The organism is Thioalkalivibrio sp. AKL17 (assembly GCF_000377885.1).
Taxonomy (GTDB): Bacteria; Pseudomonadota; Gammaproteobacteria; order Ectothiorhodospirales; family Ectothiorhodospiraceae; genus Thioalkalivibrio; species Thioalkalivibrio halophilus.
The window spans coordinates 103,865-128,538 of sequence record NZ_KB898767.1 but is presented as its reverse complement, the minus strand read 5'-3'; the positions used below and the strand labels follow the sequence as shown (position 1 = coordinate 128,538).

At 67.7% G+C, this 24,674-nt stretch carries 31 protein-coding genes and 2 tRNA genes; 24 read left to right on the top strand and 9 right to left on the bottom strand.

Annotation, left to right across the window (positions count from 1 at the left end):
• Position 1: 1 nt before the first annotated feature.
• From D577_RS0108890 to D577_RS0108845, 10 genes are all read left to right on the top strand, one after another.
• Positions 2 to 253 carry a carbon storage regulator gene (locus D577_RS0108890; RefSeq protein WP_018947142.1) on the top strand — a complete coding sequence of 84 codons (252 nt, stop codon included), beginning with the start codon at positions 2 to 4 and terminating at the stop codon, positions 251 to 253.
• Positions 254 to 447: 194 nt separating this feature from the next.
• Positions 448 to 978, top strand: a complete 531-nt coding sequence (locus D577_RS0108885) for a DsrE family protein (RefSeq protein ID WP_051073633.1) — start codon at positions 448 to 450, stop codon at positions 976 to 978.
• A 12-nt stretch (positions 979 to 990) separates the two neighbouring features.
• Entirely contained in the window at positions 991 to 1,626 is a 636-nt protein-coding gene (locus D577_RS0108880; protein WP_018947140.1) for a histidine phosphatase family protein, read from the top strand.
• A 153-nt stretch (positions 1,627 to 1,779) separates the two neighbouring features.
• Positions 1,780 to 2,145, top strand: a complete 366-nt coding sequence (locus tag D577_RS0108875) for a helix-turn-helix transcriptional regulator (RefSeq protein WP_018947139.1) — start codon at positions 1,780 to 1,782, stop codon at positions 2,143 to 2,145.
• The gene (arsD, locus tag D577_RS0108870; protein ID WP_018947138.1) at positions 2,142 to 2,522 is read left to right on the top strand and encodes an arsenite efflux transporter metallochaperone ArsD; all 381 of its coding nucleotides are present in this window, start codon (positions 2,142 to 2,144) and stop codon (positions 2,520 to 2,522) included. Before D577_RS0108875 ends, arsD begins: the two co-directional genes overlap by 4 nt.
• Positions 2,522 to 4,315: an arsenical pump-driving ATPase gene (gene arsA, locus D577_RS0108865; RefSeq protein WP_018947137.1), complete on the top strand. Its 1,794-nt coding sequence runs from the start codon at positions 2,522 to 2,524 to the stop codon at positions 4,313 to 4,315. Before arsD ends, arsA begins: the two co-directional genes overlap by 1 nt.
• A 49-nt stretch (positions 4,316 to 4,364) precedes the next feature.
• Entirely contained in the window at positions 4,365 to 5,456 is a 1,092-nt protein-coding gene (arsB, locus tag D577_RS0108860; protein WP_018947136.1) for an ACR3 family arsenite efflux transporter, read from the top strand.
• A complete protein-coding gene (locus D577_RS0108855) occupies positions 5,453 to 5,746 on the top strand; it encodes a CC/Se motif family (seleno)protein (RefSeq protein WP_018947135.1) in 294 nt (97 codons plus the stop codon). Before arsB ends, D577_RS0108855 begins: the two co-directional genes overlap by 4 nt.
• A 3-nt stretch (positions 5,747 to 5,749) precedes the next feature.
• Complete coding sequence (locus D577_RS0108850) at positions 5,750 to 6,583, top strand: universal stress protein (protein ID WP_018947134.1); 834 nt, start codon at positions 5,750 to 5,752, stop codon at positions 6,581 to 6,583.
• Positions 6,584 to 6,618: 35 nt separating this feature from the next.
• On the top strand, positions 6,619 to 7,035 hold the full coding sequence (locus tag D577_RS0108845; protein ID WP_018947133.1) for a bacteriohemerythrin: 417 nt from the start codon (positions 6,619 to 6,621) through the stop codon (positions 7,033 to 7,035).
• Positions 7,036 to 7,115: 80 nt separating this feature from the next.
• On the opposite strand, the gene D577_RS0108840 is transcribed toward D577_RS0108845, so the two are convergent.
• The 3 genes from D577_RS0108840 to D577_RS0108830 form a co-directional block, all read right to left on the bottom strand.
• Positions 7,116 to 7,191: transfer RNA gene (locus D577_RS0108840), tRNA-Thr, on the bottom strand.
• A gap of 90 nt (positions 7,192 to 7,281) precedes the next feature.
• The gene (locus D577_RS0108835) at positions 7,282 to 7,731 is read right to left on the bottom strand and encodes a Fur family transcriptional regulator (RefSeq protein ID WP_018947132.1); all 450 of its coding nucleotides are present in this window, start codon (positions 7,729 to 7,731) and stop codon (positions 7,282 to 7,284) included.
• 126 nt (positions 7,732 to 7,857) lie between these two features.
• Positions 7,858 to 7,931: transfer RNA gene (locus tag D577_RS0108830), tRNA-Gly, on the bottom strand.
• Between the two features lie 65 nt (positions 7,932 to 7,996).
• Here D577_RS0108830 and thiS point away from each other — a divergent pair.
• The 3 genes from thiS to trmB are packed head-to-tail and all read left to right on the top strand — an operon-like array spanning position 7,997 to position 9,830.
• A complete protein-coding gene (gene thiS, locus D577_RS0108825; RefSeq protein WP_018947131.1) occupies positions 7,997 to 8,206 on the top strand; it encodes a sulfur carrier protein ThiS in 210 nt (69 codons plus the stop codon).
• A gap of 53 nt (positions 8,207 to 8,259) precedes the next feature.
• Positions 8,260 to 9,072 carry a thiazole synthase gene (locus D577_RS0108820; protein WP_018947130.1) on the top strand — a complete coding sequence of 271 codons (813 nt, stop codon included), beginning with the start codon at positions 8,260 to 8,262 and terminating at the stop codon, positions 9,070 to 9,072.
• Positions 9,069 to 9,830 carry a tRNA (guanosine(46)-N7)-methyltransferase TrmB gene (gene trmB / locus D577_RS0108815; RefSeq protein WP_018947129.1) on the top strand — a complete coding sequence of 254 codons (762 nt, stop codon included), beginning with the start codon at positions 9,069 to 9,071 and terminating at the stop codon, positions 9,828 to 9,830. Before D577_RS0108820 ends, trmB begins: the two co-directional genes overlap by 4 nt.
• Before the next feature lie 9 nt (positions 9,831 to 9,839).
• Here trmB and D577_RS0108810 read toward each other — a convergent pair whose 3' ends face one another.
• Positions 9,840 to 10,697: a universal stress protein gene (locus tag D577_RS0108810; RefSeq protein ID WP_018869026.1), complete on the bottom strand. Its 858-nt coding sequence runs from the start codon at positions 10,695 to 10,697 to the stop codon at positions 9,840 to 9,842.
• A gap of 259 nt (positions 10,698 to 10,956) precedes the next feature.
• Between D577_RS0108810 and D577_RS0108805 the strand changes: the two genes are divergently transcribed.
• The 7 genes from D577_RS0108805 to D577_RS0108775 all read left to right on the top strand — a co-directional run bounded on the left by D577_RS0108805 (position 10,957) and on the right by D577_RS0108775 (position 18,112).
• Positions 10,957 to 12,816 carry an SLC13 family permease gene (locus D577_RS0108805; RefSeq protein ID WP_018947128.1) on the top strand — a complete coding sequence of 620 codons (1,860 nt, stop codon included), beginning with the start codon at positions 10,957 to 10,959 and terminating at the stop codon, positions 12,814 to 12,816.
• A gap of 50 nt (positions 12,817 to 12,866) precedes the next feature.
• A complete protein-coding gene (locus tag D577_RS0108800; protein ID WP_018947127.1) occupies positions 12,867 to 13,757 on the top strand; it encodes a phosphoribulokinase in 891 nt (296 codons plus the stop codon).
• A 164-nt stretch (positions 13,758 to 13,921) separates the two neighbouring features.
• Complete coding sequence (locus D577_RS0108795; protein ID WP_018947126.1) at positions 13,922 to 14,383, top strand: hypothetical protein; 462 nt, start codon at positions 13,922 to 13,924, stop codon at positions 14,381 to 14,383.
• The gene (locus D577_RS0108790; RefSeq protein WP_018947125.1) at positions 14,380 to 15,516 is read left to right on the top strand and encodes an FIST C-terminal domain-containing protein; all 1,137 of its coding nucleotides are present in this window, start codon (positions 14,380 to 14,382) and stop codon (positions 15,514 to 15,516) included. Before D577_RS0108795 ends, D577_RS0108790 begins: the two co-directional genes overlap by 4 nt.
• Before the next feature lie 21 nt (positions 15,517 to 15,537).
• Entirely contained in the window at positions 15,538 to 16,569 is a 1,032-nt protein-coding gene (locus D577_RS0108785) for an NADP(H)-dependent aldo-keto reductase (protein ID WP_019590540.1), read from the top strand.
• A 15-nt stretch (positions 16,570 to 16,584) separates the two neighbouring features.
• The gene (locus D577_RS0108780) at positions 16,585 to 17,376 is read left to right on the top strand and encodes a TatD family hydrolase (protein ID WP_018947123.1); all 792 of its coding nucleotides are present in this window, start codon (positions 16,585 to 16,587) and stop codon (positions 17,374 to 17,376) included.
• Positions 17,363 to 18,112, top strand: a complete 750-nt coding sequence (locus tag D577_RS0108775) for a ThiF family adenylyltransferase (protein WP_018947122.1) — start codon at positions 17,363 to 17,365, stop codon at positions 18,110 to 18,112. The genes D577_RS0108780 and D577_RS0108775 overlap by 14 nt, the downstream gene beginning before the upstream one ends.
• Positions 18,113 to 18,226: 114 nt before the next feature.
• On the opposite strand, the gene D577_RS0108770 is transcribed toward D577_RS0108775, so the two are convergent.
• Positions 18,227 to 18,454, bottom strand: a complete 228-nt coding sequence (locus D577_RS0108770; RefSeq protein ID WP_018947121.1) for a hypothetical protein — start codon at positions 18,452 to 18,454, stop codon at positions 18,227 to 18,229.
• Positions 18,455 to 18,602: 148 nt separating this feature from the next.
• Between D577_RS0108770 and coaD the strand changes: the two genes are divergently transcribed.
• Genes coaD through ggt form a run of 3 tightly spaced genes read left to right on the top strand, consistent with a single transcriptional unit; the run spans position 18,603 to position 21,126 of the window.
• Positions 18,603 to 19,091, top strand: a complete 489-nt coding sequence (gene coaD, locus D577_RS0108765) for a pantetheine-phosphate adenylyltransferase (protein WP_018869035.1) — start codon at positions 18,603 to 18,605, stop codon at positions 19,089 to 19,091.
• Positions 19,092 to 19,128: 37 nt separating this feature from the next.
• Positions 19,129 to 19,380 (top strand): YfhL family 4Fe-4S dicluster ferredoxin, encoded by a 252-nt coding sequence (locus D577_RS0108760; RefSeq protein WP_018936946.1) that lies wholly within the window; start codon positions 19,129 to 19,131, stop codon positions 19,378 to 19,380.
• Between the two features lie 15 nt (positions 19,381 to 19,395).
• On the top strand, positions 19,396 to 21,126 hold the full coding sequence (gene ggt, locus D577_RS0108755) for a gamma-glutamyltransferase (protein WP_018947120.1): 1,731 nt from the start codon (positions 19,396 to 19,398) through the stop codon (positions 21,124 to 21,126).
• A gap of 14 nt (positions 21,127 to 21,140) precedes the next feature.
• Here ggt and mutM read toward each other — a convergent pair whose 3' ends face one another.
• The 3 genes from mutM to D577_RS0108740 are packed head-to-tail and all read right to left on the bottom strand — an operon-like array spanning position 21,141 to position 24,137.
• The gene (mutM, locus tag D577_RS0108750; protein ID WP_018947119.1) at positions 21,141 to 21,968 is read right to left on the bottom strand and encodes a bifunctional DNA-formamidopyrimidine glycosylase/DNA-(apurinic or apyrimidinic site) lyase; all 828 of its coding nucleotides are present in this window, start codon (positions 21,966 to 21,968) and stop codon (positions 21,141 to 21,143) included.
• Positions 21,961 to 22,917, bottom strand: a complete 957-nt coding sequence (locus D577_RS0108745) for a hypothetical protein (protein WP_018947118.1) — start codon at positions 22,915 to 22,917, stop codon at positions 21,961 to 21,963. The genes mutM and D577_RS0108745 overlap by 8 nt, the downstream gene beginning before the upstream one ends.
• Positions 22,914 to 24,137, bottom strand: a complete 1,224-nt coding sequence (locus tag D577_RS0108740; protein WP_018947117.1) for an EAL and HDOD domain-containing protein — start codon at positions 24,135 to 24,137, stop codon at positions 22,914 to 22,916. The genes D577_RS0108745 and D577_RS0108740 overlap by 4 nt, the downstream gene beginning before the upstream one ends.
• 71 nt (positions 24,138 to 24,208) lie before the next feature.
• On the opposite strand from D577_RS0108740, the gene D577_RS0108735 reads away from it, so the two are divergent.
• Positions 24,209 to 24,415, top strand: coding sequence for a hypothetical protein (locus D577_RS0108735; RefSeq protein WP_018947116.1), 207 nt, complete (start codon positions 24,209 to 24,211; stop codon positions 24,413 to 24,415).
• Between the two features lie 77 nt (positions 24,416 to 24,492).
• Here D577_RS0108735 and rpmG read toward each other — a convergent pair whose 3' ends face one another.
• Positions 24,493 to 24,666, bottom strand: coding sequence for a 50S ribosomal protein L33 (rpmG, locus tag D577_RS0108730; protein WP_018869042.1), 174 nt, complete (start codon positions 24,664 to 24,666; stop codon positions 24,493 to 24,495).
• Positions 24,667 to 24,674: the final 8 nt, after the last annotated feature.

Sequence of the window (24,674 nt, the reverse complement as noted above, 5' to 3'; positions counted from 1 at the left end):
GATGGAGACCCTGGATCTTCGGGTGGGGGATTCCTTCCGCCTGGGCGACGACATCGAGGTGGTCGTGGTACAGGCCGGGTGCGACGGGCAGACACGCCTGGTCGCGAATGCCCCGGGCCACCGCGTGCAGTGGGTCGACAACGAGCTGCTGATCGATCGCCACATCCGCGTGCGCTTCGACGCCGGGCATCCCGGCCGGGTGCTGGTCGAGGCGGCCGCCCCCGTGACCGTGGTCCGCGGCGACGCCCGCTGAGCCCTGTTTCCCCCGCCGTTTCCCGGCCCCTCTCCCGGAATCGTTTCCCGAAGTCGCTCTCGCGTTCGCCCGTTCGTTGCGGGAAAGGATTACATCGCGCGCGGGTACCGTCATGGTCTATGTATCCAGCAGGAAAGGCATGGGCCCTTTCGCGTGGAATGATGGTAAATGCGCGCTTGCGCTGGAGGGTGCAAATGACGAATTCGCGAACCGGGGAAATATGTCCGCTGCGTCGCTGCACGGCGGGGTTGCTGTTTTCCGTGCTGCTGCTGGCGCTGCCGGCCTCGCAGGCCCAGGCCTTTGGCGAGGAGCGCAATATCGCCTGGCACGTGGGCTTCGATGACCCGTCCCAGTTCAGTTCCATGCTGGGCAGCATCAACAGCATGGTGGAGGCCTACGAGAATCGTCTGATCGACTACGACATCCGGCTGGTGTTCCGGGCGCAGGGCATCCGTTTTGTGACCGACGACAATCTGGAAGGCTCGCCGTTCGAGGTGGACCCCGATGGCGAATTCGCCGAAGAGCGCGAGGAACTGCGTTCGCGTCTGATGCAGCTGGTGAACATGCACGACGTGAGCCTGGAGCTTTGTGACAGCACCCGCGCCGCCGTGGGGCTGGACATGGATGCGTTCTACCAGCCGATCGAGCGGGTGGATTCAGGCATCGTTCAGCTGGGAGACCTGCATCATGACGGGTATGCGGTGATGCATGCCTATCGCAACTGAGGAGAGAGCTACGTGAAGAGTCTGATGAGTGGGCGGCCGTTTCCCGGTCGACTGGGTAGCCTGCTGGTCGCGGGCCTGATCGGCCTGGGCGGCCCGGCCGTCGCCCAGGCCGCGGCCGACGAGGAAACCCTGTGGGAAGCCCTGGGCAAGGGCGGCAAGGTCGTGATGATGCGGCACACGGAGTCGGCCGAGGCTGACCCCGAGGTGTCGATGCATCTGTCCCCGGAGCGCGACTGCGGCGAAGAACAGGAGCTGAGCGAAGCGGGCAAGGCCCAGGCCGAGGCGTTGCGCGGGGCACTGGAGGACCGGGGAATCCGGGCCGAAGAGGTGCTCAGCAGTGAGTTGTGCCGCGCCCGCCAGACCGCCGAGCGTGCGTTCGGCGAGTTCGAGACCTGGGATGCGCTGAACCTGTTGCAGACCATGCCGGAGGGCGAGCAGGACTGGCTGATGGAAGACGTACGTGACCGCATCGGCGGTTTCGATGGCGAAGGCAACCTGTTCCTGATCAGCCACCGGGGGAATATCAACACCGTGGTTTTCGAGAACGTGGAGCCCGGCAGTCTGGTCGTCGTGCGTCCCGAAGGATTCGGCAGCCACGAGGTGCTGGGCGAGATCCCGCTGGAGGCCTATTACGGCGCGGGGGATTGACCCCCATTCTTCCTTTTCGTGCCGGCCCCGGATCCGTCCGGGCAGGCCGAAGGATCACGGGGCCCTGCGGGGCCCCGTTCTGTTTCCGGGGGGGCGATGGTGGGGCCTCGGGGCTGTTTGACAACAATTCAAGAAATATTGAATAGTTGAACCATGGACAAGCTCACCGCCACCACCATGTTCGAGTCGCTGGCCTCCGGTGTCCGTCTGGACATCGTGCGCCTGCTGGTCAGTTACGGACGCGAGGGGCTGGTTGCCGGCGAGATCGCCCGGGAACTGGAGCTGCCACGTACCAACCTTTCGTTTCACCTCAAGACCCTGACCCGGGCCGGCCTCGTCACCGTGACCCAGGAGGGGCGTTACCAGCGCTACCGGGCGGATCTGGCCGCGATGCAGGATCTGGTGGCCTACCTGACCGCGCACTGCTGCGCGGCCGAGGGGTCGGATTGCGACCTGGCGGGTGAATCCGTCTGTCCGGAACCCACTGCCACTGTCTCCACAACCAGGAGTGTTTCATGACCGCGATTCGAGTGTACGACCCCTCCATGTGCTGCAACACCGGTGTCTGCGGGGCCGACGTGGACCAGCGGCTGGTGGACTTCGCCGCGGATGTCCGCTGGGCACAGGACCGTGGCGCCGATGTCGAGCGCATGAACCTGGCTCAGCAGCCGACCGCGTTCGCGGAAAACCCGAAGGTCCGCGCGTTCCTGGAGGAGCACGGGGAAGGCGGCCTGCCGCTGATCCTGGTGGACGGAGAAGCGGCCATCTCGGGGCGTTACCCGGATCGGGCCGAGCTGGCGCATCTGGCCGGCATCCCGGCTCCGGAAGAGGTCTCCGGAAGCCCGCAAGCCGGGGACGGCTGCTGCGGCCCGGCTCGCGACACGGGGTGCTGTTGATGCGGTTCCTCGATGACGCGCCGCGTTATCTGTTCTTTACCGGCAAGGGCGGCGTCGGCAAAACCTCCATCGCCTGTGCCAGTGCCATCCGCCTGGCCGAGGCCGGGCGCCGGGTCCTGCTGGTCAGCACCGATCCGGCCTCCAACGTGGATCAGGTGTTCGGGGTCTCGATCGGCAATCGGGTCACCCCGGTGGCCGACGTGCCCGGGCTGTCCGCGCTCGAGATCGACCCGCAGGCGGCCGCCGAGGCTTACCGCGACAAGATCGTGGGCCCGGTGAAGGGGGTGTTGCCGGATACCGTGGTGGCGGGCATCGAAGAACAGCTCTCGGGTGCCTGTACGACCGAGATCGCCGCCTTTGACGAGTTTACCGAGTTGCTGACCGGCTCGGATCTGGTGAAGGGCTTCGACCACGTGGTGTTCGACACCGCGCCCACCGGACACACGATCCGCCTGCTGCAGTTGCCCGGCGCCTGGAGCGGCTTCCTCGAGAAGGGGCAGGGCGATGCCTCCTGTCTTGGTCCGCTGGCCGGGCTGGAAAAGCAGAAGGAGCGGTACCGGGCGGCCGTTGATGCGCTGGCCTCGCCGGATGCCACCCGGCTGGTGCTGGTGGCCCGGGCGCAGAGCGGCAGCCTCGACGAGGTGGCGCGCACGCATGACGAGCTGGCGGAGATCGGTCTGCAGCGGCAGTACCTGGTGGTGAACGGCCGGATGCCGGAGGCCGAGACCCGGGGCGACGACCTGGCGCGCGGTATCCTGGAGCGTGAACGCGCCGCCCTGGAGGCAATGGCTCCGGTCCTGCAGGCCCTTCCGCGCGACGATATCGAACTGAAGCCGTTCAATCTGGTGGGCCTGGATCGCCTGCGCCAGCTGTTCGGGACGCCGGAATCGGCGACCGCTGCCGTGCCGGGAGACGACATGGCCGGGGAGGACACCGCCGAACTCGAGGCGCCCTCGCTGAGCGAGCTGGTGGACGATATCGCGACCGACGGCAAGGGCCTGGTGATGCTGATGGGCAAGGGTGGAGTGGGCAAGACCACCCTGGCCGCTGCCGTCGCGGTGTCCCTGGCGCGGCGCGGCTTCCCCGTCCATCTGACGACATCGGATCCGGCCGCTCATCTGTCAGAAACCCTGTCGGATGAGGTCGAGAACCTGACGGTGAGCCGCATTGATCCGACGGTGGAGACCGAGCGCTATCGCGAGCAAGTCCTGCAAAGCAAGGGCAAGGACATGAACGAGGAGGACCGTGCCCTGCTCGAGGAGGACCTGCGCTCGCCCTGCACCGAGGAGATAGCGGTGTTCCAGGCCTTCTCGCGCGTGATCCGCGAGGCCGGCCGCAAGTTCGTGGTGATGGATACCGCTCCCACCGGCCACACGCTTCTGCTGCTGGATGCCACGGGCGCCTATCACCGCGAGATCGTGCGCCAGATGGGCGACACGGGTACCCACTACACCACCCCGATGATGCAGCTGCAGGACCCGCAGCGTACGAAGATGCTGCTGGTGACGCTGGCCGAGACCACGCCGGTGCTGGAGGCGCGGGATTTGCAGGAGGATCTGCGCCGCGCAGGGATCGAGCCCTGGGCCTGGGTGGTGAACAACAGCATCGCCGCGGCCGGAGCCGCTTCCGGGCTGCTGCGCGACCGGGCACGCGCCGAGCGGCCGCAGATCCGCGCGGTGGCAGAAGAACACGCCGCCCGCTACGCCGTGGTGCCGCTGCTGCGTGACGAACCGGTTGGCGCCGAACGCCTGCTGGCGCTGACCGAGATCACCGCCTCGCAGGCGACTGCATGAGGCGGCGCCCTCCGGCGTCACTCCTTTCCGACCAACGGTGAACGAACGCATGACCGATCAGAAGGACTCCACCAGCGAGATCTCGGCGAAAGAAGGCATGGGCCTGTTCGAGCGCTACCTGAGCGTGTGGGTGGCGCTGTGCATCGTGGCGGGCGTCGCGCTGGGGCAGTTCTTCCCCGCGGTGCCGGAGACGCTGTCGCAATGGGAGTACGCGCAGGTCTCGATCCTGGTGGCCATCCTGATCTGGGCGATGATCTACCCGATGATGGTGCAGATCGACTTCTCGGCCATCCTGGGCGTGCGCCGGGAGCCGAAAGGGCTGGCCATCACCACCTCGGTGAACTGGCTGATCAAGCCGTTCACCATGTTCGCGATCGCCTGGTTCTTCTTCATGGTGGTCTACGCCGCCTGGATCCCGGAGGACCTCGGCCGCGAGTACCTGGCCGGGGCGATCCTGCTGGGGGCCGCGCCGTGTACCGCCATGGTCTTCGTCTGGAGTTACCTGACTCGCGGCGATGCGGCCTACACCCTGGTGCAGGTGGCGGTGAACGACATCATCCTGCTGTTCGCCTTCGCGCCCATCGTGGTCCTGCTGCTGGGAATCTCCGATATCTACGTACCGTGGGACACGGTCGCGCTGTCGGTGCTGCTGTATATCGTGATCCCGTTCGCCGCCGGCTATCTGTCGCGCATCTGGCTGATCCGCAGAAAGGGCATCGAGTGGTTCGACAACGTTTTCATGAAACGGATCGGCCCGGTCACGCCCATCGGGTTGCTGGTGACGCTGGTCCTGCTGTTCGCGTTCCAGGGCGAGCGCATCCTGGCGAATCCGGGGCATATCGCTCTGATCGCCGTTCCGCTGATCATCCAGACCTTCCTGGTGTTCTACATTGCGTATTACTGGGCGAAGGCGTGGCGTGTGCGCCACGCGGTGGCGGCCCCCGGTGCGATGATCGGCGCCAGTAACTTCTTCGAGCTGGCCGTGGCGGCCGCGATCGCGATGTTCGGCCTGCAGTCCGGTGCGGCGCTGGTGACGGTCGTTGGCGTGCTGGTGGAGGTGCCGCTGATGCTGGCGCTGGTGCGCATCGCGAATCGCACGCGCCACTGGTTCCCGACCAACAACGAGGCGCCGGGCACGTGACCTCCGTGTCCCTCAGTGACGCGGCGCGCGACTGGCTCGCCGGCCGGAGTGCCGAGATGACGCTGCGGCTGTCCGCCCGCCACGGCTGCTGCGGTGGCCAGGCGGGCGTGCCGGTGGCCGAGCCGGGCGCGCCGCGCTCAAAGGACGGGTACGCAAGGACGCAGATCGAGGGCATCCACGTGTACGTGGCCGAAGACATGGGCCCGGGTCCGTACCGGGTCGGCCTCGAGGGCTTCTTCCGCTGGCGGCGTCTGGTGGTGGAAGGCGAGATGGGCCAGGTGCAGGAGTAGACGATGTTCGAGCATATTCTCGTGGCGGCGGATTTTTCTCCGGCGTGGACCCGGCTGGAGAGCCAGCTGGAACGCTTGCGGGCACTGGGGTGCCGGCGCCTGACGCTGGCCCATGTGCTGGTCGAGGGCTATACCCGGGCTCCCGAGTCGGGTCACGCCGGGCATTACGAACAGCGGCTGGAAGAGCTGGCCGCGCACTTGCGCGAGCAGGGGTTCGAGACCGATACCGCAGTGCGTGTCGGGGCCGTGGCGCCCGAGCTGGAGCGGCTGGCGGCCGAACGTGGTGCCGGGGTGATCCTGGCCGGAACGCATGGCCACAGTACGCTGCGCGACCTGTTTCTCGGGAGCACCGTGCGGGATCTGGTCCGGCGTGCCCGGCGCCCGCTGCTGCTGGCGCCGGTCCACAGCGAGGTGGCGCCGGGCACCGAGCCGGTCTGCCGGCCGTTGCTGGCCACCGATGGTTCGAACGCGGCCCGAACCGCGGAAGAGGTCTTCGTGCAGCTGCTGCCGGCGTGTGGGCGTGGCGTGGTGGTCTCCGTCGGCCGCTGGGAGGGCGACCCCTCGCGCGAGGAGGAGCACCGTAAAATCGCGGCCCATGTTCGGGAACTGGCGGAAAGAGGCGGGGAGGATGCATTCGATACCGTACTGCCCGGTCAGGGCCGGCCCTCCGTCGAGATCGGCCGGATCGCCGAGGAGCGGGGCGCGGATCTGGTGATCGTCGGCAAGCGGGGCCGCAACCCGGTCGCGGACCTGCTGCTCGGGAGTACCGCCGAGGCGGTCTGTCGCCATGCGCGGCGTCTGACCCTGCTGGTGCCTGCCCGCGCTGATACGAACTGAGAACGGACAACCTGCTGCAGAACCCGGAGTGAGCCATGAGTGAAGTACAGCGCAGCCTGACGGTCCCGGAGCTGGAACAGGCCTTCATGAACGACGATCACCACGAGGCCGCCCGTTTGCTGGAAGCCGTGGGGCGGGCCCGGGAGGAGGGCGACGACAACGCCGTGCGGGAGGCGTTCGCGGCCTTCGTCGAGTTCAATCGCGAGCACTTCGCGCGCGAGGACGAGCTGATGGAGCGGGTCGGTTTTCCGCAGAAGGACTACCACCGGCAGGAACATGCGGCCCATCTGGCGCGCTGGGAAGCCCTGCTGGCGGGGCTGGAGGACGGGTCGATGCTGGGCGCGGATCTGGTCTCGGCGCTGGATGACGAGATCATCCCCTGGTACCAGCGCCATTTCACCACCATGGATGCCCTGCTGGCGCGGTTCGCCGAGCGTGCCGCGGGGGGGTAGTCCCTGCCGGCGGGAATCCGCTGAACGAAGCTGGAACGAAAAAGGGCCGGCACACGCAGTGCCGGCCCTTTTCTCTGGTCTGGTGCCGACGGAGGGAATTGAACCCCCGACCTATCGATTACGAATCGATTGCTCTACCTGCTGAGCTACGTCGGCTGAGCACGACATCATAGCGAAGCGGGGCTTCGCCAACAATGCCCGGGCGGGCAACGGGCCGTAACCCGGGTGAGGGCCCGCTTTCGGGGATCAGCTGTCGCCGGACTTCTGTCCGGACCCGACCCGGACGATGACGTCCACGCTCAGCACGTCGGTACCTTCGGGCAGCGGCGGCAGGTCGTTCACCTGTACCTGGGCCGGTTCCACGTCCTCGAGCTGGCCGCTGTCCACGTGGAACAGGTGGTGGTGCGGGGCGCGGTTGGAGTCGTAGAAGACCCGCGACGGGTCGACGATCACTTCGCGCACCAGGCCCTTCTCGGCGAACAGCTTGAGGGCGTTGTACACCGTGGCCTTGGACACGCGCGACTGCTGGCGCGTGAGCTGCGCGAGGATGTGGTCGGCGCTGAGATGCTGGTTGCGGGCAAACAGTACGCGTACGATTTCCACCCGCTGCTCGGTCGGCGAAATGCGGTAATCGCGCAGCAGGGCGCGCGCTTCGTCGATTCCCAGCAGATCGGGTTGGGGGATTCGGGTGCTCATGCTTCCAACATATAACAGCGAATTGGACAGAGTCCAGTTCTGTTTTAGGAAAAGGGCATCCGGGGATCCTGCGCGGCAAGCTGATAGAATGCCGCCAACAGAACGAAGCCGGGAACGAGCAAGGGATGGAGCGGGTGATGGGAATCGAACCCACGTTCTCAGCTTGGGAAGCTGATGTTCTACCATTGAACTACACCCGCCTGGCCACGAATTGTATGCGCGTACGCGCCCCGGCTCAATGCCCGAATCACCAACGGTATGTCCCATGCAGATCAAGTTGAACGGAGAAACCTGCGAAATCCCTGCGGATCAGGAGCCGCCGACAGTGGCGGACCTGATTCAACAGCGCGGCTTTGCCGGCCGGCGACTGGCCGTGGAGGTGAACGAGACCCTGGTGCCCCGCAGCGAGCACGCCGAGCGGCGGTTGCAGGAGGGTGATCGGGTCGAGGTCGTTCAGGCGATCGGCGGTGGCTGATATTCTTGCCCGCAGTCGTATCCGCATCCGCAACCGTTAACCGAGGAGCATGCATGAGCCAGATGGCCGCCGGATCCGCCGACGATCCGTTTCACGTCGGCGAGCGCCGTTTCCAGTCCCGTCTGCTGGTGGGCACGGGCAAGTACCGCGATCTGGAGCAGACCCGCGAGGCGATCGAGGGCAGCGGTGCCGAGATCGTGACCGTGGCCATCCGCCGCACCAACATTGGCCAGAACCCCGACGAGCCGAACCTGCTGGACGTGGTTCCGCCGGATCGCTACACCCTGCTGCCGAATACCGCCGGCTGCTATTCCGCGGAAGACGCGGTGCGCACCTGCCGGCTGGCGCGCGAGCTGCTCGACGGGCACAACCTGGTCAAGCTGGAGGTGCTGGGCGACGAGAAGACCCTGTACCCGGACGTGTTCGAGACGGTGAAGGCCGCCGAGACGCTGGTTAACGACGGCTTCGAGGTGATGGTGTACACCACCGACGATCCGCTGCTGGCGAAACGTCTGGAGGATATCGGCTGCCGCGCGATCATGCCGCTGGCCGCGCCGATCGGCTCGGGTCTGGGGATCCAGAACCGCTACAACATCCGCGAGATCGTGGAAAACGCGTCGGTACCGGTGCTGGTGGACGCGGGTGTGGGCACGGCGTCGGATGCGGCCATCGCGATGGAGCTGGGCTGCGACGGCGTGCTGATGAATACCGCCATCGCCGCGGCCGACGATCCGGTGCGCATGGCCCGTGCTATGCGTCACGCGATCGTGGCGGGCCGCGAGGCCTGGCGCGCCGGGCGCATGCCGGCACGGCGCTATGCCTCGGCCTCCTCGCCGGAGACCGGACTGTTCTTCGCCGGCTCATGACGGCCCCGCACGAATCGCACGACAACCGGCCCGCTGACGGGGACGGGGGGCGCCCGGCGCACCATCGCCGGGTTCGCTCGTTCGTGCGCCGCGAGGGGCGTCTGACCACGGGCCAGCAGCGCGCACTGGATGAGCTCTGGCCGCGCTTCGGCCTGGATCCGGCGCCCGACGCCGGGGCGCTGGATCTGGCAGCGGTCTTCGGCCGTGAGGCGCCGGTGACCCTGGAGATCGGCTTTGGCGACGGCGACAGCCTGGCCGAACAGGCCGCGGCGGCGCCGGATCGCGACTTCATCGGCACCGAGGTGCATCGCCCCGGAGTGGGGCATCTGCTGGGCGAGATCGAGCGCCGGGGGCTGACCAACCTGCGGGTCTCCGACCGCGACGCGGTGGAGCTGCTGGAGGCGCATTTCGCGCCGGGCAGTCTGGACACCGTGCAGGTGTATTTCCCCGACCCCTGGCACAAGAAGCGCCATCACAAGCGCCGCCTGATCCAGCCCGGGTTCGTGCGCGCGCTGGCGGGCTGGATCCGGCCGGGCGGCTGGCTGCACCTGGCCACCGACTGGGCGGATTACGCCGAACACATGCAGGAGGTGATGGCCGGGGCGACCGAATGGTTCGCGCCGGATGGCCCGGTGCCGCGTCCGGAACGCCCGGCCTGGCGCCCCGAGACCAAATTCGAGCGCCGCGGGCTGCAGCGCGGGCATGCGGTGGCGGATCTGGTCTACCGGCGCACCGAGGCCCCCGCCCCGGCGGAGTGAGGCGGCGGCTCAGCCCTTCTTCTTGACCACCAGGACCGGGCAGCGCGCCTGACCGACGACGCGTTCGGAGACCGAGCCCATCAGCAGCCGCTTGAGCCCGGTGCGGCCGTGGCTGCCCAGTACGATCAGGTCGCGATGCTGGCGCTCCGCGATCTCGATCAGGGTGACCTCCGGGCGACCTTCCTCGAACAGCGCGTCGGTTTCCACGCCCGCTTCGCGGGCCTCGCCCTGCAGCCGCTGGATCGCGTCCACGCCCTCCTGGCGCCGGGCCTCGCTCTGTCCGGGTACGGCGACCGAGGCCACGGTCAGCGGCAGGCTGCAGTGCTGCGCGAGCTCCACGGCCGCACGCGCGGCCTTGTCACCCAGTTCGGAACCGTCGGTCCCCACCAGCAGGCCCTGGCGCGGGGCTTCGGTGTCGCGCGGGACGACCATCACGTTGCACGGTGCGAGGCCAATCACCTTGGCGGTGGCGTCGCCCACCATCAGGCGGGCCATCTCGCCGCGGGTGCGCCGGCCGATCACGATCAGGTCGGCTTCGTGCTCTTCCGCCACACTGACGATCTCCTGATGCCGGTCGACTCCGTGGCGCAGGATGGCGGAGACTTCCAGGCCTGCCTCGCGGGCGCGTTTCTCCAGCGTATCCAGGTCACCCTGGGCCGCGACGCTGGCATCGTGGCTGCGTCGCGGAGAGAGGGCGTCGTGCTGGGTGTCGGTCGGGATGATGCGCACGATCCGCAGGCGTGCCCCGCAGCGGCCGGCGAGCTCCAGGGCCACGTTCTCGGCGGCGGTGCTGTATTCCGAGCCGTCGGTGGCGACGACGATGGTGCGAAACTGGGGCTGGTTGCCGGTGGACGCCGCTTCGGCCATGGCGGTTTCTCCTTCTCGATTGATTTTCCCAGCATACCGGAGGGGACGCGGCCTGCGCACGCCTTCGGCTCGGGCGCGTTTTTGCGTCCGGCCCGCCGGGATGGAATAATCGCGCGCTTTCAATGGGTGTTGTCTGCGGAGTTCTGCCCGGCCTGCGTGGCCCGGTGCTCTGCGCGGTGTCGTGACCGGGCGACGCACCCGTGCTTCCCGTGCCGGCGGACTGATTCCGCCGGCCTTGCTCCTTCAGGACTGGCGGTTCATGGAAAATCTGACGCTGACCACCGAAATGATCGTGGTGCTGGGCCTGCTCGCCTTCACCATCTTCCTGTTCGTCTCCGAGATCGTGCGGGTCGATCTGGCCGCGATCCTGGTGATGGTTCTGATCGGGCTGCTCCCGCTGGTGTTCGGCGTGGTGCCGCTGCTGCCCGAGCTGGGCGAGCTGGTGGCGCAGGACGAGCTGTTCAGCGGATTTGCCTCCAATGCGGTGATCTCGATCATCGCGGTGATGATCATCGGTGCGGGGCTGGACAAGACCGGCGTGATGCACAAGGTCGCCAGTTTCATCATGCGCGTGGGCGGCACCGGGGAGAAACGCATCATCCCCACGGTGTCCGGCACGGTCGGCGTGATCTCCAGTTTCATGCAGAACATCGGTGCGGCGGCGCTGTTCATGCCGGTGATGAGCCGCATCTCCAGCCGTCTGGGTATCCCGCTGTCGCGCCTGCTGATGCCGATGGGCTTCGCCGCGATCGTGGGTGGAACCATCACCCTGGTCGGCTCCAGCCCGTTGATCCTGCTGAACGATCTGCTGCCGGACGACATGGAGCGTTTCGAGCTGTTCGATGTCACGCCCATCGGCCTGGCGCTGCTGGCCACGGTGATCGTCTATTTCGTGCTGCTGGGGCGTTACGTGCTGCCGTCGGTAGGGGCTCAGCCCACCGCGACCGAGGGCACCCGGGACTACTTCCAGCGGGTCTACGGCCTGTCCTACGAGATCCACGAAGTGCGGGTGGCGGATGACGACCCGCTGGTGGGGCGGACCGTGGCCGATGTCGAGCGCGAAACCGGCGTGGCGATCGTGGGCTCGCATGCGCGCGACGAGATGCGCATCGCCCCCTGGACCGGTTACGAGATCCAGGCCAATTCGCGCCTGGCGGTGCTGGCCAGCCCGCGGCGCATGGAAGAGCTGAGCCAGAACCTGAAGTTCCGGCCCTCCACCGACCTGGACGTGTTTGCCAGCGCCCTGGACTCCTCCCAGTCCGGGATCGCCGAGGTCGCGATCTCGCCGGGGTCCAACCTGGCCGGCAAGACGGTGACCGAAGTCGCCATGCGCCAGACCTACGGCCTGTCGGTGATGCGCATGCAGCGTGGCGGAGAGGTCTACCGTGAGGGGCTGCGCGACATCCCGCTGGAGCCGGGCGACATCCTGGTGGTCCACACCAACTGGACTTCACTGGCGCGCCTGGAGAAGGATCGCGACTTCGTCGTGATCACCTCGGACTACCCGCGCGAGGAGCTGCGCCCGAGCAAGGTTCCGCACGCGCTGACCTTCCTTGTGGTGGCGGTGTCGCTGATCCTGTTCACCGATCTGCAGCTGTCGATCGCCCTGCTCACCGGGGCCATGGGCATGATCCTGACCGGCGTGCTGAGCCTGGACGACGCCTACAACGCCATCAGCTGGAAGACCGTGTTCCTGCTGGCCTCGCTGATACCTCTGGGCATGGCGGTGGAGAATACCGGGACCGCTGCCTGGATCGCGCAGAACACCCTGGACATGCTGGGAACCGTGCCACCCTGGGTGTTGCAGGCCACGATCTTCGCGCTGGCCACGTTCTTTACCCTGGTTATGTCCAATGTGGGGGCGACCGTGCTGCTGGTGCCGCTGGCGATCAGTTTCGCCACCGCGGCCCAGGCCGCGGGCATGGACGCGGACCCGCGCGTGTTCGCCATCACCGTGGCCATCGCCACCTCCAACTCGTTCCTGATCCCGACCCACCAGGTGAACGCCCTGATCATGGGCCCCGGTGGCTACCGGGTGAAGGACTACATGAAGGCCGGCAGCATCATGACGATCCTGTTCGGCGTGGTGGCCATGTTCATGATCAATCTGGTCTTCTGACCCCGATTTGCTGACGTTTGTAACGCTTGATTGCGTAAGGAGAGACTCTCATGTCCCAGAAACATCCCGTGATCGCCGTCACCGGTTCTTCGGGTGCCGGCACCTCCACCGTGAAGCGCTCGTTCGAGTCGATCTTCCGCCGCGAGCAGATCAACCCCGTGGTGATCGAGGGTGACAGCTTCCATCGCTATGACCGCAAGGCGATGAAGGAAGCCATGCAGAAGGCCGCCGACGAGGGGAACCCGCACTTCTCCCACTTCGGCCCCGAGGCCAACCTGTTCGACCGCATCGAGGATCTGTTCAAGACCTACGGCGAGACCGGCCAGGGCGAGAAGCGCTACTACCTGCATTCCGACGAGGAAGCCGAGCACCACAACCAGCGCCTCGGCACCAACCTCGGCCCGGGCGAGTTCACCCCGTGGGAAGAGATCGAGCCGGGTTCCGACCTGATGTTCTACGAAGGCCTGCACGGTCTGGTGCAGCACGGGAGCGTCAATGCGGCGCAGTACGTGGATCTGGGCATTGGCGTGGTGCCGATCGTGAACCTCGAGTGGATCCAGAAGATCTTCCGCGACAATGACGAGCGCGGTTATTCCGCCGAGGCGATCGTGGATACCATCCTGCGCCGCATGCCGGACTACGTGAACTACATCACCCCGCAGTTCTCGTGCACCGACATCAACTTCCAGCGGGTGCCGACGGTGGACACCTCCAACCCGTTCATCGCCCGGGATATCCCCACCCCGGACGAGAGCATGGTGGTGATCCGCTTCAAGGACCCCAAGAAGTTCGGCGTGGACTTCCCGTACCTGCTGAACATGATCCCCGACTCCTTCATGTCGCGGACCAACACCCTCGTGGTGCCGGGCGGCAAGATGAGCCAGGCGATGGAAGTCATCCTCGCCCCGATCATCCACGACATGCTGGCGCGTCGCGGCTGATCGCGAGTGCATGGCGCGGGCTGCGGGCCCGTTGCAGGGGCCGCGACCTTCGGGGCGCGGCCCTTTTTGTTGCTGCGGATCGCACGGTGCCGGGGCGCTCTTTTTCAACGCGCCGCCGGTTTCGGATAGGATTGCCTGCCTGTTCCCGAGATTACGGAGTTGCCGTGTTCGGATTGTTCGGCCCGCGTCCGGCGCGCCAGATGGAGCGTTTCCGCGCCCGCTACACCGGGCGCTCGCTGATCGTGCACCGGGGATTTTCCGGCGACTGGCTGGAGGAGCTGCTCAAGCAGCCCGGAGGAGGCGGGCATTTCCGCATCGACAGCCGTCGCCTGCCGGCCGGCCAGCGGCCGACTCCGGTGGAATGGCTGGTGCAGACCCATATCCTGCCGCTGGACCTGCCGCAGCCGCTGTTCCTGGACATTCGCGAGGACGTGGTGCTGGCGCGGCATCTGGTGCGTGGCGAACATGTGGTCCATCCCTCGGAGATCGCCTGGTTCCTGGAGGAGCTGGACGAGCGTCATCATGCACGTCTGGAGTTTGTCGGGAACGAAGACATGCGGGCGGAGGTCGGTATTCCGGTCGAGGACAACGAGGCCCTCAGCATGCTGGAGCATCTCGGACTATGAGCGCGACCGAACCTTTCCTCTGTGCCAGTGCCACAGGCGACGAGCCCCGGACACTGGCCGCCGAACTCGCCGGTCAGCTTGGCGAGCTGTCGCCGGCCCCGGACGGCCGCGTGCGCGTGGGTTTCATCTGCATCTCCGACGAGATCGCGCGTAACGCCCGGCTGCTGCTGCGCGAGCTGCGCAAGAAGGCCCCCATCGATCACTTCGTCGGCGGCATGGGGATCGCGGTCATGGGCCGCGAGCACGAGTATTACGACGATCCCGCCGTCACCCTGATGGTCGGGGAGTTGCCGGCGGACTCCGTGCGCCTGATCCGGCATCCGGTGCGCTCCTTCGATGAACTGACCCGGGCCCTTGAGGGCTTTGTCGATCCGGCCACGCCGGCGCGACTGATTCTCAACGCCGATCCGCGCCTGGAAGACGTCGAGGGGATCCTGACCCGTATCGGCGAAGAGACCGCATGGTTCGCGACCGGCGGGATCAACTCCGGCGCGGACGACGCGGTCCAGATCGCCGATGGCGTGATGAGCTCGGGCATCACCGGCCTCGTGCTGCGCGACGACGTGCCGCTGGTGGCCCGCCACACCCAGGGCTGCACGCCGCTGCCCGGGCAGCACGAACTGACCGAGACCTGGCGCAACATCATCGTCCGCCTTAATGGCGAACCGGCACTGCCGGCGTTCCGGCGGATCATCGGCGACGTGCTTTCGCGCGATCTGAAGCGGGCCCTGGGGTACATCCAGATCGGGTTCCCCATCCCCGGATCGGATACCGGGGACTATCGCGTGCGCAATATCACCGGCGTCGATATGGACCAGGAGCTACTGGCCGTGGGCGAGACCCTGGAGCAGGGGTCACGGGTGCTGTTCGTGCGCCGCGACGGCCAGTCGGCGCACGAGGACCTGGAGCGCATGCTGCAGCAGATCCGTGAGCAGTGCCCGGAAGGGATCCGCGGGGCGATCTACGTGTCCTGTCTGGGGCGCGGACGGCATCAGTTCGTGCACGCGGACGTCGAGCTGGGCACCGTGCAGCGGGCCCTGGGGGGCGTGCCGCTGGTGGGCTTCTTCGCCAACGGTGAAATCTTTTCCAACCGTCTGTACGCCTATACAGGCGTGCTGACACTGTTTACTTGAATCCGTCGCAGGGGGATGGTCATGGAATACCGCAAGCTGGGACGCACCGGCATCGACGTGAGCCTGATCGGCCTGGGCACCATGACCTGGGGCGAGCAGAACACCGAGGCTGAAGCCTTCGAGCAGCTGGACTATGCGCTGGAGCGCGGCATCAACCTGATTGACGCGGCGGAGATGTACCCGGTGCCGCCGCGGGCCGAGACCCAGGGGCTGACCGAGCGCTACATCGGCAACTGGCTGCGCTCGCGCGGCTGCCGCGACCGCGTGGTGCTGGCCTCCAAGGTCGCCGGGCCGGGCATGGACTATCTGCGCGGCGGCACGCAGCTGACCCGCGAGCACGTCGAACAGGCGGTGGATGCCAGCCTCGAACGCCTGCAGACCGACTGCATCGACCTCTATCAGGTGCACTGGCCGGCGCGCTCGACCAATTTCTTCGGCAAGCTGGGCTACGTCCACGATCCGGACGACCGGGCCACGCCGATCGAGGAGACCGCCGCCGCGCTGAAGGACGTGGTCGCCAGCGGGCGGGTGCGCTACATCGGCATCTCCAACGAGACGCCCTGGGGTTTCATGGAATGGCTGCGCCAGCACGAGCGCGGGCTGGCCGAGCGCATCGTTTCCATCCAGAACCCCTACAGCCTGCTGAACCGCAGCTTCGAGGCCGGTCTCGCCGAGATGGCGATCCGCGAGGATGCGGGCCTGCTGGCCTACTCCCCGCTGGCCTTCGGCATGCTCTCCGGCAAGTACCGCGAGGGGCGCAAGCCCGAGGGGGCGCGGCTGACGCTGTACGAGCGCTTCCAGCGCTACAGCAACCCGCAGGCGCTGGCGTCCACCGAGGAATACGCCCGGCTGGCCGAGAGCCATGGCCTGACGCCGACCCAGCTGGCGCTGGCCTTCGTCAACCGGCAGCCGTTCGTGACCAGCAACCTGATCGGTGCGACCACCATGGAACAGCTGCGGGAGAACATCGACTCGGTGAACGTGGCCCTGTCCGACGAGATCCTGCAGGCCATCGAGGACATCCACGCCCGCTACACCTACCCCAGCCCATAGCCCGGGGGCGGCGGCGTGGAACTGTTCGACACCCACGTCCATCTCGATCTGGATCCGTTTGATCCGGACCGCCCGGCGGTGCTGGATCGCGCCCGCGCCGCCGGGGTCACGCAGATGGTCCTGCCCGGCGTGACCCGTGACCGCTGGGCGGACATGGATGCCCTGGCTCGCCGCGAGCCGGGGCTGTATGTGGCCCGCGGCCTGCATCCGGTGTTTCTCGAACAGCACGCCGATGCCGACCTGGAGGCACTGGACGCCGCGCTGGACGCCGACCCGCGCGCGGTGGCGGTCGGCGAGACCGGGCTCGACGGCTTCGTGCCGGGGCTCGACTTCGACACCCAGTGGCGGTTCTACACCGCGCAGCTGGCCATCGCGCATAACCACGACCTGCCGGTGATCCTGCACTGCCGGCGCGCGGTGGATGCGATCCTCAAGGGGTTGCGCCAGTACCCGGGCGTGACCGCCATCCTGCACAGCTTCTCCGGCAGCGAACAGCAGGCGCGTCAGGCGGTGGATCTGGGCTGCGTGCTGGGGTTCGGCGGGCCGGTGACCTTCGATCGTGCGCGGCGCCTGCAGCGGATCGTGCGCGACCTGCCGGAGGAGGCCCTGGTGCTGGAGACCGACGCCCCGGACCAGCCGCTGGCCGGGCATCGCGGCGAACGCAACGAACCGGCGATGGTCGCCGGGGTCAACGCGGCCGTGGCGCGTTTGCGCAACACGGATCCGGTCAGTACCGCTATACTCACAACCCGGAATGCACGCCGGGTTTTCCGGCTGGATACGGTCCGGACCAATGAGCGGCACTGACGAACTGCCACACGACGCCTATACCGAACGCACCGATCTCCTGCTGGGGGCGGATGTCACTGCCGGCCTGCGCGACCGGCATGTCTTCATTGCCGGGCTGGGCGGGGTTGGCAGCTATGCCGCGGAGGCCGTCGCCCGTGCCGGGGTCGGCCGCATGACCCTGGTCGACCACGATGTGGTCGCGCCGTCCAATCTCAATCGCCAGCTAGTGGCCCTGCGCTCCACGGTGCAGCATCCCAAGACCGACGTGATGGCCGAACGCATCCGCGACATCGATCCGGGGATCGCGGTGACCGTGCGGCGCGAATTCCTCAACCCGGACACGGTCGCGGAGCTGATCCCGGAGGATGCCGATTACGTGCTGGACGCGATCGATTCCATCGCCTGCAAGGCGGCGCTGGTGGCCGGCGCGCAGGCCCGCGGGGTGCGGGTGATCTCGGCCATGGGGGCCGGCGGCCGTATCGACCCGCGCGCGGTGCGCGTGGGGCCGCTGGACGGCACCCGGGTGTGCCCGCTGGCGCGGCAGATGCGCAAGCGCCTGCGCCGGCTGGATGCGCGGCTGGATTATCCGGTGGTGTTCTCCATCGAGAACCCGAGCAAGGGCACCGAGCACCGGCCGGTGGACGGGCCGCTGGGCGGGCGGCCGCGCTCGGTGAACGGCACCATCTCCTATTTGCCGGCGCTGTTCGGCCTGACCGCAGCCGGCGAGGTGATTCGCAGTCTGATCGACCGCTGAGCCTGTCCCGTTCGCCTGCAAGCAGGCTCCCACCTTTCTGGTTGCATCACCCCGTCGCCCCATCAATCCATCTGTGGGAGCGTGCTCGCACGCGAACCCTCGGGGTCGGGGCGCTCAGCCCTTGCGCCGCTTGCGGCTTTCCTCGGCGTGCTTGAGCACCAGGGCGAGGTTCTGTTTTTCCACCTCGGTCACCTGCGGATCCTGGTTCACGGCCTGGCGCAGGTGCCCGATCAGCTGATCCAGTTCCTCGCGGCTGATCTGCTGGAAGTTGAAGCCGCCGCCGTAACGGGATTCCAGTTCGTCCCAGTAGTCGGCCAGCGGCGGGCGGTAGTCGTCGGTCATGCGTGTCTCCCGGTCGGCCCGGCGTGAATGTGGGCCGCAGTGTAGCCCTTTGCCCGGCGTCTGTCGGCCCGCCGGCGACCGGCGAGTTTCCCTCGGGCGGCGGGTTGCGGTGTAATGGCGCCCCCGAACCGGACTGTCTGCGAGCCGCATGCCGATTACCGCCATCTATCCCGGGACCTTCGATCCCGTTACTCACGGGCACACCGACATCGTGCGTCGCGGCGCCTGCCTGTTCGACCGGGTGGTGGTGGCGGTGGCCGCGAACCCCGGCAAGAGCCCGGCGTTCCCGCTGGAGACCCGCGTGGAACAGACCCGCGAGGCGCTGAAGGACGTTCCGCGGGTGGAGGTGATCGGGTTCGACTCCCTGCTGGCCCATTTCGTGCGTGAACAGCAGGCCACGGTGATCCTGCGCGGCCTGCGCGCGGTCTCCGACTTCGAGCACGAATTCCAGCTGGCGGCCATGAACCGTCAGCTGGCGCCGGAGGTCGAAACTCTGTTCCTGACACCCGCCGAGGAATACAGCTTTGTCTCGTCCAGTCTGGTACGGGAAATCGCGCGCCTGGGCGGCGATGTCTCAAAATTCGTGAGCCCCGGGGTGGCGCGCATGCTGGCCCGGGATCCCGGGGTGGCCGACTGACCGCTCGCACCCCTTCCTGGCCCGAGGAGGAAAAGCCATGGCCCTGATGATCACCGACGAATGCATCAATTGTGACGTCTGCGAACCCGAGTGCCCGAACGAGGCCATCTACCCGGGCGACGAGATCTACGAGATCGATCCCAACCTGTGCACCGAGTGCGTGGGGCACTACGACGAGCCGCAGTGCCAGCAGGTCTGCCCGGTGGACTGCATCCCCCTGGATCCGGACCACAAGGAGACCCGTGAGCAGCTGATGGCGAAATACGAAGCCCTGATGGCGGCGAAATAGCCGGGGCGGCCTGTCATGCGGCGCCACCTCCTGACCGTCACGCTGTTCGGGCTGCTTGCGGCCCCGCTGGCCTCCCCGGTTGTTGCCGGGCCCGCCGACACGTCTGCCGATACGCCCGGCGAACATGCCGTCGCCACCGCCCATCCCGAGGCCACCGCGGCCGGCGAGGCGATCCTCGCCGACGGCGGCAATGCGTTCGACGCGGCGGTGGCGATCACCGCGGCGCTGGGCGTAGCGGAGCCCTATGGCTCCGGCCTGGGCGGCGGGGGCTTCTTTCTGCTGTACGAGGCGGACCGCGACCGCACGCTGATGCTGGACGCGCGCGAGACCGCGCCCGCCGCGGCCGATCGCGACATGTACCTGGACGAGGACGGCGAGGTCATCGACGGGCTGTCGCTGGACGGGGTGCTGGCCGCGGGTATCCCGGGGATGCCGGCGGGCATGGATCATCTGGCGACGGAATACGGTGCGCTGTCGCTGGAACGCAGCCTGGCCCCGGCGATCCGCCTGGCGGAGAAAGGGGTGACCGTCGGGCCGCGTTATCAGCAGATGGCCGAGTTCCGGCATCAGGCGCTGCGCGACGGCGCCGATGCCGCAGGGATCTTCCTGCGCGACGGCGGGCCGCCGGAGGCCGGCACGGAGCTGGTGCAGCCGGATCTGGCCGATACCCTGCGGCGCCTCGCCGCCGAGGGCCGCGACGGCTTCTACACCGGCGAGCTGGCGCAGACCCTGGTGGAGGGCGTGCGCGAGGCCGGAGGGATCTGGAGCACCGAGGACCTCGCGGGTTATGAGGTGGTGGAGCGCGAACCGGTGCGCCTGGAGTGGAACGGCACCGAGATCGTGACCGCCGCGCCGCCGTCCTCCGGGGGTGTGGCCATCGGCCAGATCCTCAACATCCTGTCCTTCCACGATCTGGACGCGATGGAGGAGGACGCCCGCATCCACCTGATCCTGGAGGCGATGCGCCGGGCCTACCGTGACCGCGCCGAGTACCTGGGCGATCCGGATCATGTCGACATGCCGCTGCAGCGGCTGCTGTCACGCGACTACGCGGCCGGCCTGCGCGCCGGTATCCACCCCGACCAGGCGACCCCCAGCGACAGCCTGCCGCCGGTGGTGGAGCCGGAGAACCGTCCCGGGACCGATGGCGCGGCGGAGAGCCCGCAGACCACGCATTTCTCGGTGATGGACGCCGAGGGCAACCGCGTGGCCGCGACCCTGACACTGAACTACCCGTTCGGCTCCGGCTATGTGGTCCCGGGGACCGGCGTCCTGCTGAACAACGAGATGGATGACTTCTCCGCCAAGCCGGGCGAGCCCAACGCCTACGGCCTGATCGGCTTCGAGGCCAATGCCATCGCCCCGCAGCGGCGGCCGCTGTCGTCCATGAGCCCCACCTTCGTGGACACGGGCGATCGCGTGGCCATCCTCGGCACGCCCGGGGGCAGCCGCATCATCACCATGGTGCTGCACGGCATCCTCGGCGTGGTCGACGGTCAGTCGATCGACGAGGTGGTGGAGGCCCCGCGCTGGCACCACCAGTACCTGCCCGACCGGGTCGAATTCGAGACCGGGGCCTTCGACACCGAGCTGCGCGGCAAGCTGGTGCAGCGCGGCCATCGCCTGACCCCGCAGGTGCGCCCGTTCGGCGACATGCAGGCGGTGCTGTGGGAGCGCGAGGCCGGACGGCTGGAGGCGGCTTCGGATCCGCGCGGCGAGGGCGAGGCGCGCGTCTTCGGCCGCTGAGCCGCTGAGCCGGGTCAGCGCTGGCAGCTCGGGCAGTAGGCGCTGGCCCGCTGGCCCACGCTGCGGGTGCGGATCGGCGTGCCGCAGACCCGGCAGGGCTCCCCGGCGCGGCCGTAGACCTGCAGCTCCTGACGGAAATAGCCGTGGCTGCCATCCTCGCGCAGGAAATCGCGCAGGGTCGTGCCGCCACGCTCGATGGCAGCGGCGAGTACGGCCTTTACGTGTTCGGCCAGGCGCTGGTATTCCGCGCGGGTCACGCGGCCGGCCGCGCGGCCGGGGCGCACACCCGCCAGAAACAGTGCCTCGGTGGCGTAGATGTTGCCAACGCCGACCACCGTGGCCTGATCCATCAGAAAGGCCTTGACCGCGCCACGGCGGCCGCGGCTGCGCCGGAACAGGTAGTCGCCGTCCATGTCCGCCTCCAGCGGTTCCGGCCCCAGACCCTCCAGCAGCGGATGGGTGGCGGGGCCGCCGTCCGGCGCGGGGTCGAGTGGCAGGCAGCAGCCGAAGCGCCGCGGATCATGCAGACGGATCTCGCTGCCGCTGTCGAGGACCAGACTCAGGTGATCGTGACGCCGTAGCGGCGTGTCCGGCGTACAGTGGCGCAGGCTGCCGGACATCCCCAGATGCAGCAGCAGCCCGGTGGCATCGGTATCCAGCAGCAGGTATTTGGCCCGCCGCCGCAGGCCGCGCACGGTGGCGCCGGCGATCCGCGCCGGGAGATCCGCCGGGACCGGCCAGCGCAGGCGCGCGTCGCGAACTTCGAGTTGCAGGATGCGCCGTTCGCGAAGCAGGGGTTCGAGGCCGCACCGGGTGGTCTCCACCTCCGGCAGCTCAGGCATGCACGCCTTCGATCTCGATCAGCAGCTCCTGGCGGCAGACATCGCCGCGTACCCATTGCACCGGCGGGGTGCGGGCACCGTAGTGCTCGCGCAGGATCGCCTCCACGGCATCGCGATGCTCCGGGTGGCGCAGGTAGACCCGCAGCCAGCGCAGTCCGGGCAGATCGGCGCCGCCCTCGGCGTGCAGGGTGTCCAGGTTGGCCAGGGTCTCGCGGGTCTGCGCGGCGATATCACCCGGATGCCGGCTCTCGTGCCCGGTGATGCTGGCGGTGCCGGAGATCAGCAGCATCGGGCCGCGCGGCGTCTCGATGCGGGTGGCACGGGCAAAGCTGGGGCTCTTCGGACTGTAGCGTTCGGGATAGTGGTACGCGCTGACCTGGCGCGGGTTCTCCACCGGGGTTCCGGGTTCGCGCGCGGCGATCGCATGCACGAACAGGCCGGCGTGGTCGGACCCGATCGCGGTGGCGGCGGGCATGCCGCCCAGGGGGATCTCCAGGGCCTCCAGGGCCTCGGCGCGCCCGGTGCAGAAGGCCTGATAGCGTTCGAGCCCCTTCTCCGGCTCGTGGATGCGGCCGAAGAAGTTCCACATGCGCAGCAGGTACGGATAACCCGCCTCGCGGCAGGCCGCGACCAGGTCCCGGTATACGTCCCGGGTGCGTTCGCGCAGGTCGTCGTCGGGGCCTTCACGCGCAATGAACAGGACGTCGCCGCAGACCCTCCGGTAAAGGCCCCCTTCTCCGGACGGGGCATTGCTCGCCGCCCCGGCGAACCAGCGCTCCTCCGGTGGGGCGGGATCCAGCGAGGCCAGCCCCGGGTCGATCGCCAGGGTCGTGCCGTTCGCTCCCGCGCAGCGGATACCCGGATCGTTCGCGGGCCGCAGGCTCAGGCCTGCGGGCTCTGCGGATGCGGTATCCGCCGGTATCAGGCGTGTATCCAGATCAATGGTCATGTGCTGCTCGCTCCCTGCATCTCCACCAGCATGCTCTCCGTCCAGCGTACCGCTTCCATGTACAGTCGCCCGGCGACCTGGGGCGACACCGGTGAAACCTCGAACGGGAACCGCCGGTCCGGGTCCTCGAAGGTCTCGATGATCCGGGGTACGGCGCCCAGCTCGCCGCTTTGCTCCAGCAGAGCGTCCTCCATCGCCGGGCTCAGGTTGAGTTCGCCGAGCACCCGGTGCAGCGGAATGCCCAGCACCCGGTCCAGCCCCGACAGCAGGCCGAGGGTGAAGTAGCGCTCGGACTCGTTCGGTACGCCCGAGGGCGCGGCCAGCAGTGCGGCCATGCGCGCCCGGATCATGACCTGCTCCAGGCCCTGGCGCTGCGGGGTGCTGGTGCGCAGGGCGGCAACCATCGCCAGCGAGCGCACGCGGTCGGTCCCCAGCAGCATGATCGCCTCGCGCAGGGTCTCGATCGGACGGCGGTGACGCAGCAGCGGGCTGTTGGCCTGGCGCAGCACATGGATGGCCAGGTCGGGGTGGGCATTGATCTGCACAGCCAGCTGCTCGGCCGACATCTCCGGGTCCTGCAGTTTCTCGATCAGTTGCAGCAGGCCGACTTCCAGCTGCTCCAGGCGCTGGCCCTCCACCACGTTGGGGTAGGACAGGAAAAAGCCCTGGTAATACACGAAGCCGAGTTCCCGGCAGGTCTCGTAGGTGGCTGCATCCTCGACCTTCTCGGCGAGCAGCTCCACGTCGAACGGCCGCAGGCGCTCGAGCTCCGCGCGCAGGCCGGGACCGTCGAAGGCGAGCAGGTCGAGTTTCACGATATCCGCCAGCTCGATCAGCGGCGAATCCTGTTCGCGGAACTGGTAATCGTCCAGGGCGATGCGAAAGCCGAGTTCTTTCAGGCGGCGAACCGCGGCGATCACCTCGTCGTCCACCACGATGTCCTCGAGGATCTCGAGCACTACCTGTTCGGGCGGCAGGCTGAGCAGGACCTCGTGATCCAGAAATCCGCGCGGCAGATTGACGAAGGCCAGATGGTCCCCGACAAGGTTCTTCATGCCAATGTCGATGAAGGCGCTGTGCAGCAGGTCGGAGGTCGCCAGATCGCCGTCCACCACGTTTGCCTCGCTGGCGTTGGCCCCGGCCCGGAACAACAGTTCGAACCCGATGATGCGTTCCTCGCCATCGAAAATGGGTTGCCGTCCGACAAATATTGGCTGCATGCTTATTGTCTGCAAACGATGTGGATCGGTCCTTCCTGCGGGACACGGGCCGCAACAAGAGGAAACGCGACATGGATTCCATCAACGCGCCGTTCGGGGAGATCGTGGAGCTGCGCCAGATCCTGCACGACTCCGGGATGCCCCTGTTGCGGGTCATTATCCGCGATGGCGAACGCTACACCAAGATCGAACTGGATCCGGCCACGGCCCATCGCTGGGGCAAGCTGATGACCCGCTGGGCCGAAGACGTGGTGGAGGCGCAGGGCGACGGCAGCTGACACCGCCCCGGCCGAAGTCCGGCCACAAAAAAGCCCGGCATGGCCGGGCTTTTTCATGCGCGCGCGACGGGCCGCGCTTACTTGATCTTGGCTTCCTTGTACATCACGTGCTGGCGGATGACGGGATCGAACTTCTTGATCTCCATCTTTTCGGGCATGTTCCGCTTGTTCTTGGACGTGGTGTAGAAGTGACCCGTGCCGGCGCTGGAGACCAGCCGGATCTTTTCGCGCCCCTGATTCTTGGCTGCCATCGTGCTGC

What these genes read in the sequence shown, in the direction of transcription:
- D577_RS0108760 (WP_018936946.1), top strand. Translation starts at nt 19,129, where the DNA reads ATGGCCCTGATGATCACCGACGAATGCATCAATTGTGACGTCTGCGAA.
- D577_RS0108770 (WP_018947121.1), bottom strand. Translation starts at nt 18,454, where the DNA reads ATGACCGACGACTACCGCCCGCCGCTGGCCGACTACTGGGACGAACTG.
- coaD (WP_018869035.1), top strand. Translation starts at nt 18,603, where the DNA reads ATGCCGATTACCGCCATCTATCCCGGGACCTTCGATCCCGTTACTCAC.
- D577_RS0108735 (WP_018947116.1), top strand. Translation starts at nt 24,209, where the DNA reads ATGGATTCCATCAACGCGCCGTTCGGGGAGATCGTGGAGCTGCGCCAG.
- D577_RS0108775 (WP_018947122.1), top strand. Translation starts at nt 17,363, where the DNA reads ATGAGCGGCACTGACGAACTGCCACACGACGCCTATACCGAACGCACC.
- D577_RS0108810 (WP_018869026.1), bottom strand. Translation starts at nt 10,697, where the DNA reads ATGGCCGAAGCGGCGTCCACCGGCAACCAGCCCCAGTTTCGCACCATC.
- thiS (WP_018947131.1), top strand. Translation starts at nt 7,997, where the DNA reads ATGCAGATCAAGTTGAACGGAGAAACCTGCGAAATCCCTGCGGATCAG.
- D577_RS0108800 (WP_018947127.1), top strand. Translation starts at nt 12,867, where the DNA reads ATGTCCCAGAAACATCCCGTGATCGCCGTCACCGGTTCTTCGGGTGCC.
- ggt (WP_018947120.1), top strand. Translation starts at nt 19,396, where the DNA reads ATGCGGCGCCACCTCCTGACCGTCACGCTGTTCGGGCTGCTTGCGGCC.
- D577_RS0108820 (WP_018947130.1), top strand. Translation starts at nt 8,260, where the DNA reads ATGAGCCAGATGGCCGCCGGATCCGCCGACGATCCGTTTCACGTCGGC.
- trmB (WP_018947129.1), top strand. Translation starts at nt 9,069, where the DNA reads ATGACGGCCCCGCACGAATCGCACGACAACCGGCCCGCTGACGGGGAC.
- D577_RS0108805 (WP_018947128.1), top strand. Translation starts at nt 10,957, where the DNA reads ATGGAAAATCTGACGCTGACCACCGAAATGATCGTGGTGCTGGGCCTG.
- D577_RS0108875 (WP_018947139.1), top strand. Translation starts at nt 1,780, where the DNA reads ATGGACAAGCTCACCGCCACCACCATGTTCGAGTCGCTGGCCTCCGGT.
- rpmG (WP_018869042.1), bottom strand. Translation starts at nt 24,666, where the DNA reads ATGGCAGCCAAGAATCAGGGGCGCGAAAAGATCCGGCTGGTCTCCAGC.
- D577_RS0108785 (WP_019590540.1), top strand. Translation starts at nt 15,538, where the DNA reads ATGGAATACCGCAAGCTGGGACGCACCGGCATCGACGTGAGCCTGATC.
- D577_RS0108890 (WP_018947142.1), top strand. Translation starts at nt 2, where the DNA reads ATGGAGACCCTGGATCTTCGGGTGGGGGATTCCTTCCGCCTGGGCGAC.
- arsB (WP_018947136.1), top strand. Translation starts at nt 4,365, where the DNA reads ATGACCGATCAGAAGGACTCCACCAGCGAGATCTCGGCGAAAGAAGGC.
- D577_RS0108850 (WP_018947134.1), top strand. Translation starts at nt 5,750, where the DNA reads ATGTTCGAGCATATTCTCGTGGCGGCGGATTTTTCTCCGGCGTGGACC.
- D577_RS0108885 (WP_051073633.1), top strand. Translation starts at nt 448, where the DNA reads ATGACGAATTCGCGAACCGGGGAAATATGTCCGCTGCGTCGCTGCACG.
- D577_RS0108790 (WP_018947125.1), top strand. Translation starts at nt 14,380, where the DNA reads ATGAGCGCGACCGAACCTTTCCTCTGTGCCAGTGCCACAGGCGACGAG.
- arsA (WP_018947137.1), top strand. Translation starts at nt 2,522, where the DNA reads ATGCGGTTCCTCGATGACGCGCCGCGTTATCTGTTCTTTACCGGCAAG.
- D577_RS0108835 (WP_018947132.1), bottom strand. Translation starts at nt 7,731, where the DNA reads ATGAGCACCCGAATCCCCCAACCCGATCTGCTGGGAATCGACGAAGCG.
- D577_RS0108845 (WP_018947133.1), top strand. Translation starts at nt 6,619, where the DNA reads ATGAGTGAAGTACAGCGCAGCCTGACGGTCCCGGAGCTGGAACAGGCC.
- arsD (WP_018947138.1), top strand. Translation starts at nt 2,142, where the DNA reads ATGACCGCGATTCGAGTGTACGACCCCTCCATGTGCTGCAACACCGGT.
- D577_RS0108745 (WP_018947118.1), bottom strand. Translation starts at nt 22,917, where the DNA reads ATGACCATTGATCTGGATACACGCCTGATACCGGCGGATACCGCATCC.
- D577_RS0108740 (WP_018947117.1), bottom strand. Translation starts at nt 24,137, where the DNA reads ATGCAGCCAATATTTGTCGGACGGCAACCCATTTTCGATGGCGAGGAA.
- mutM (WP_018947119.1), bottom strand. Translation starts at nt 21,968, where the DNA reads ATGCCTGAGCTGCCGGAGGTGGAGACCACCCGGTGCGGCCTCGAACCC.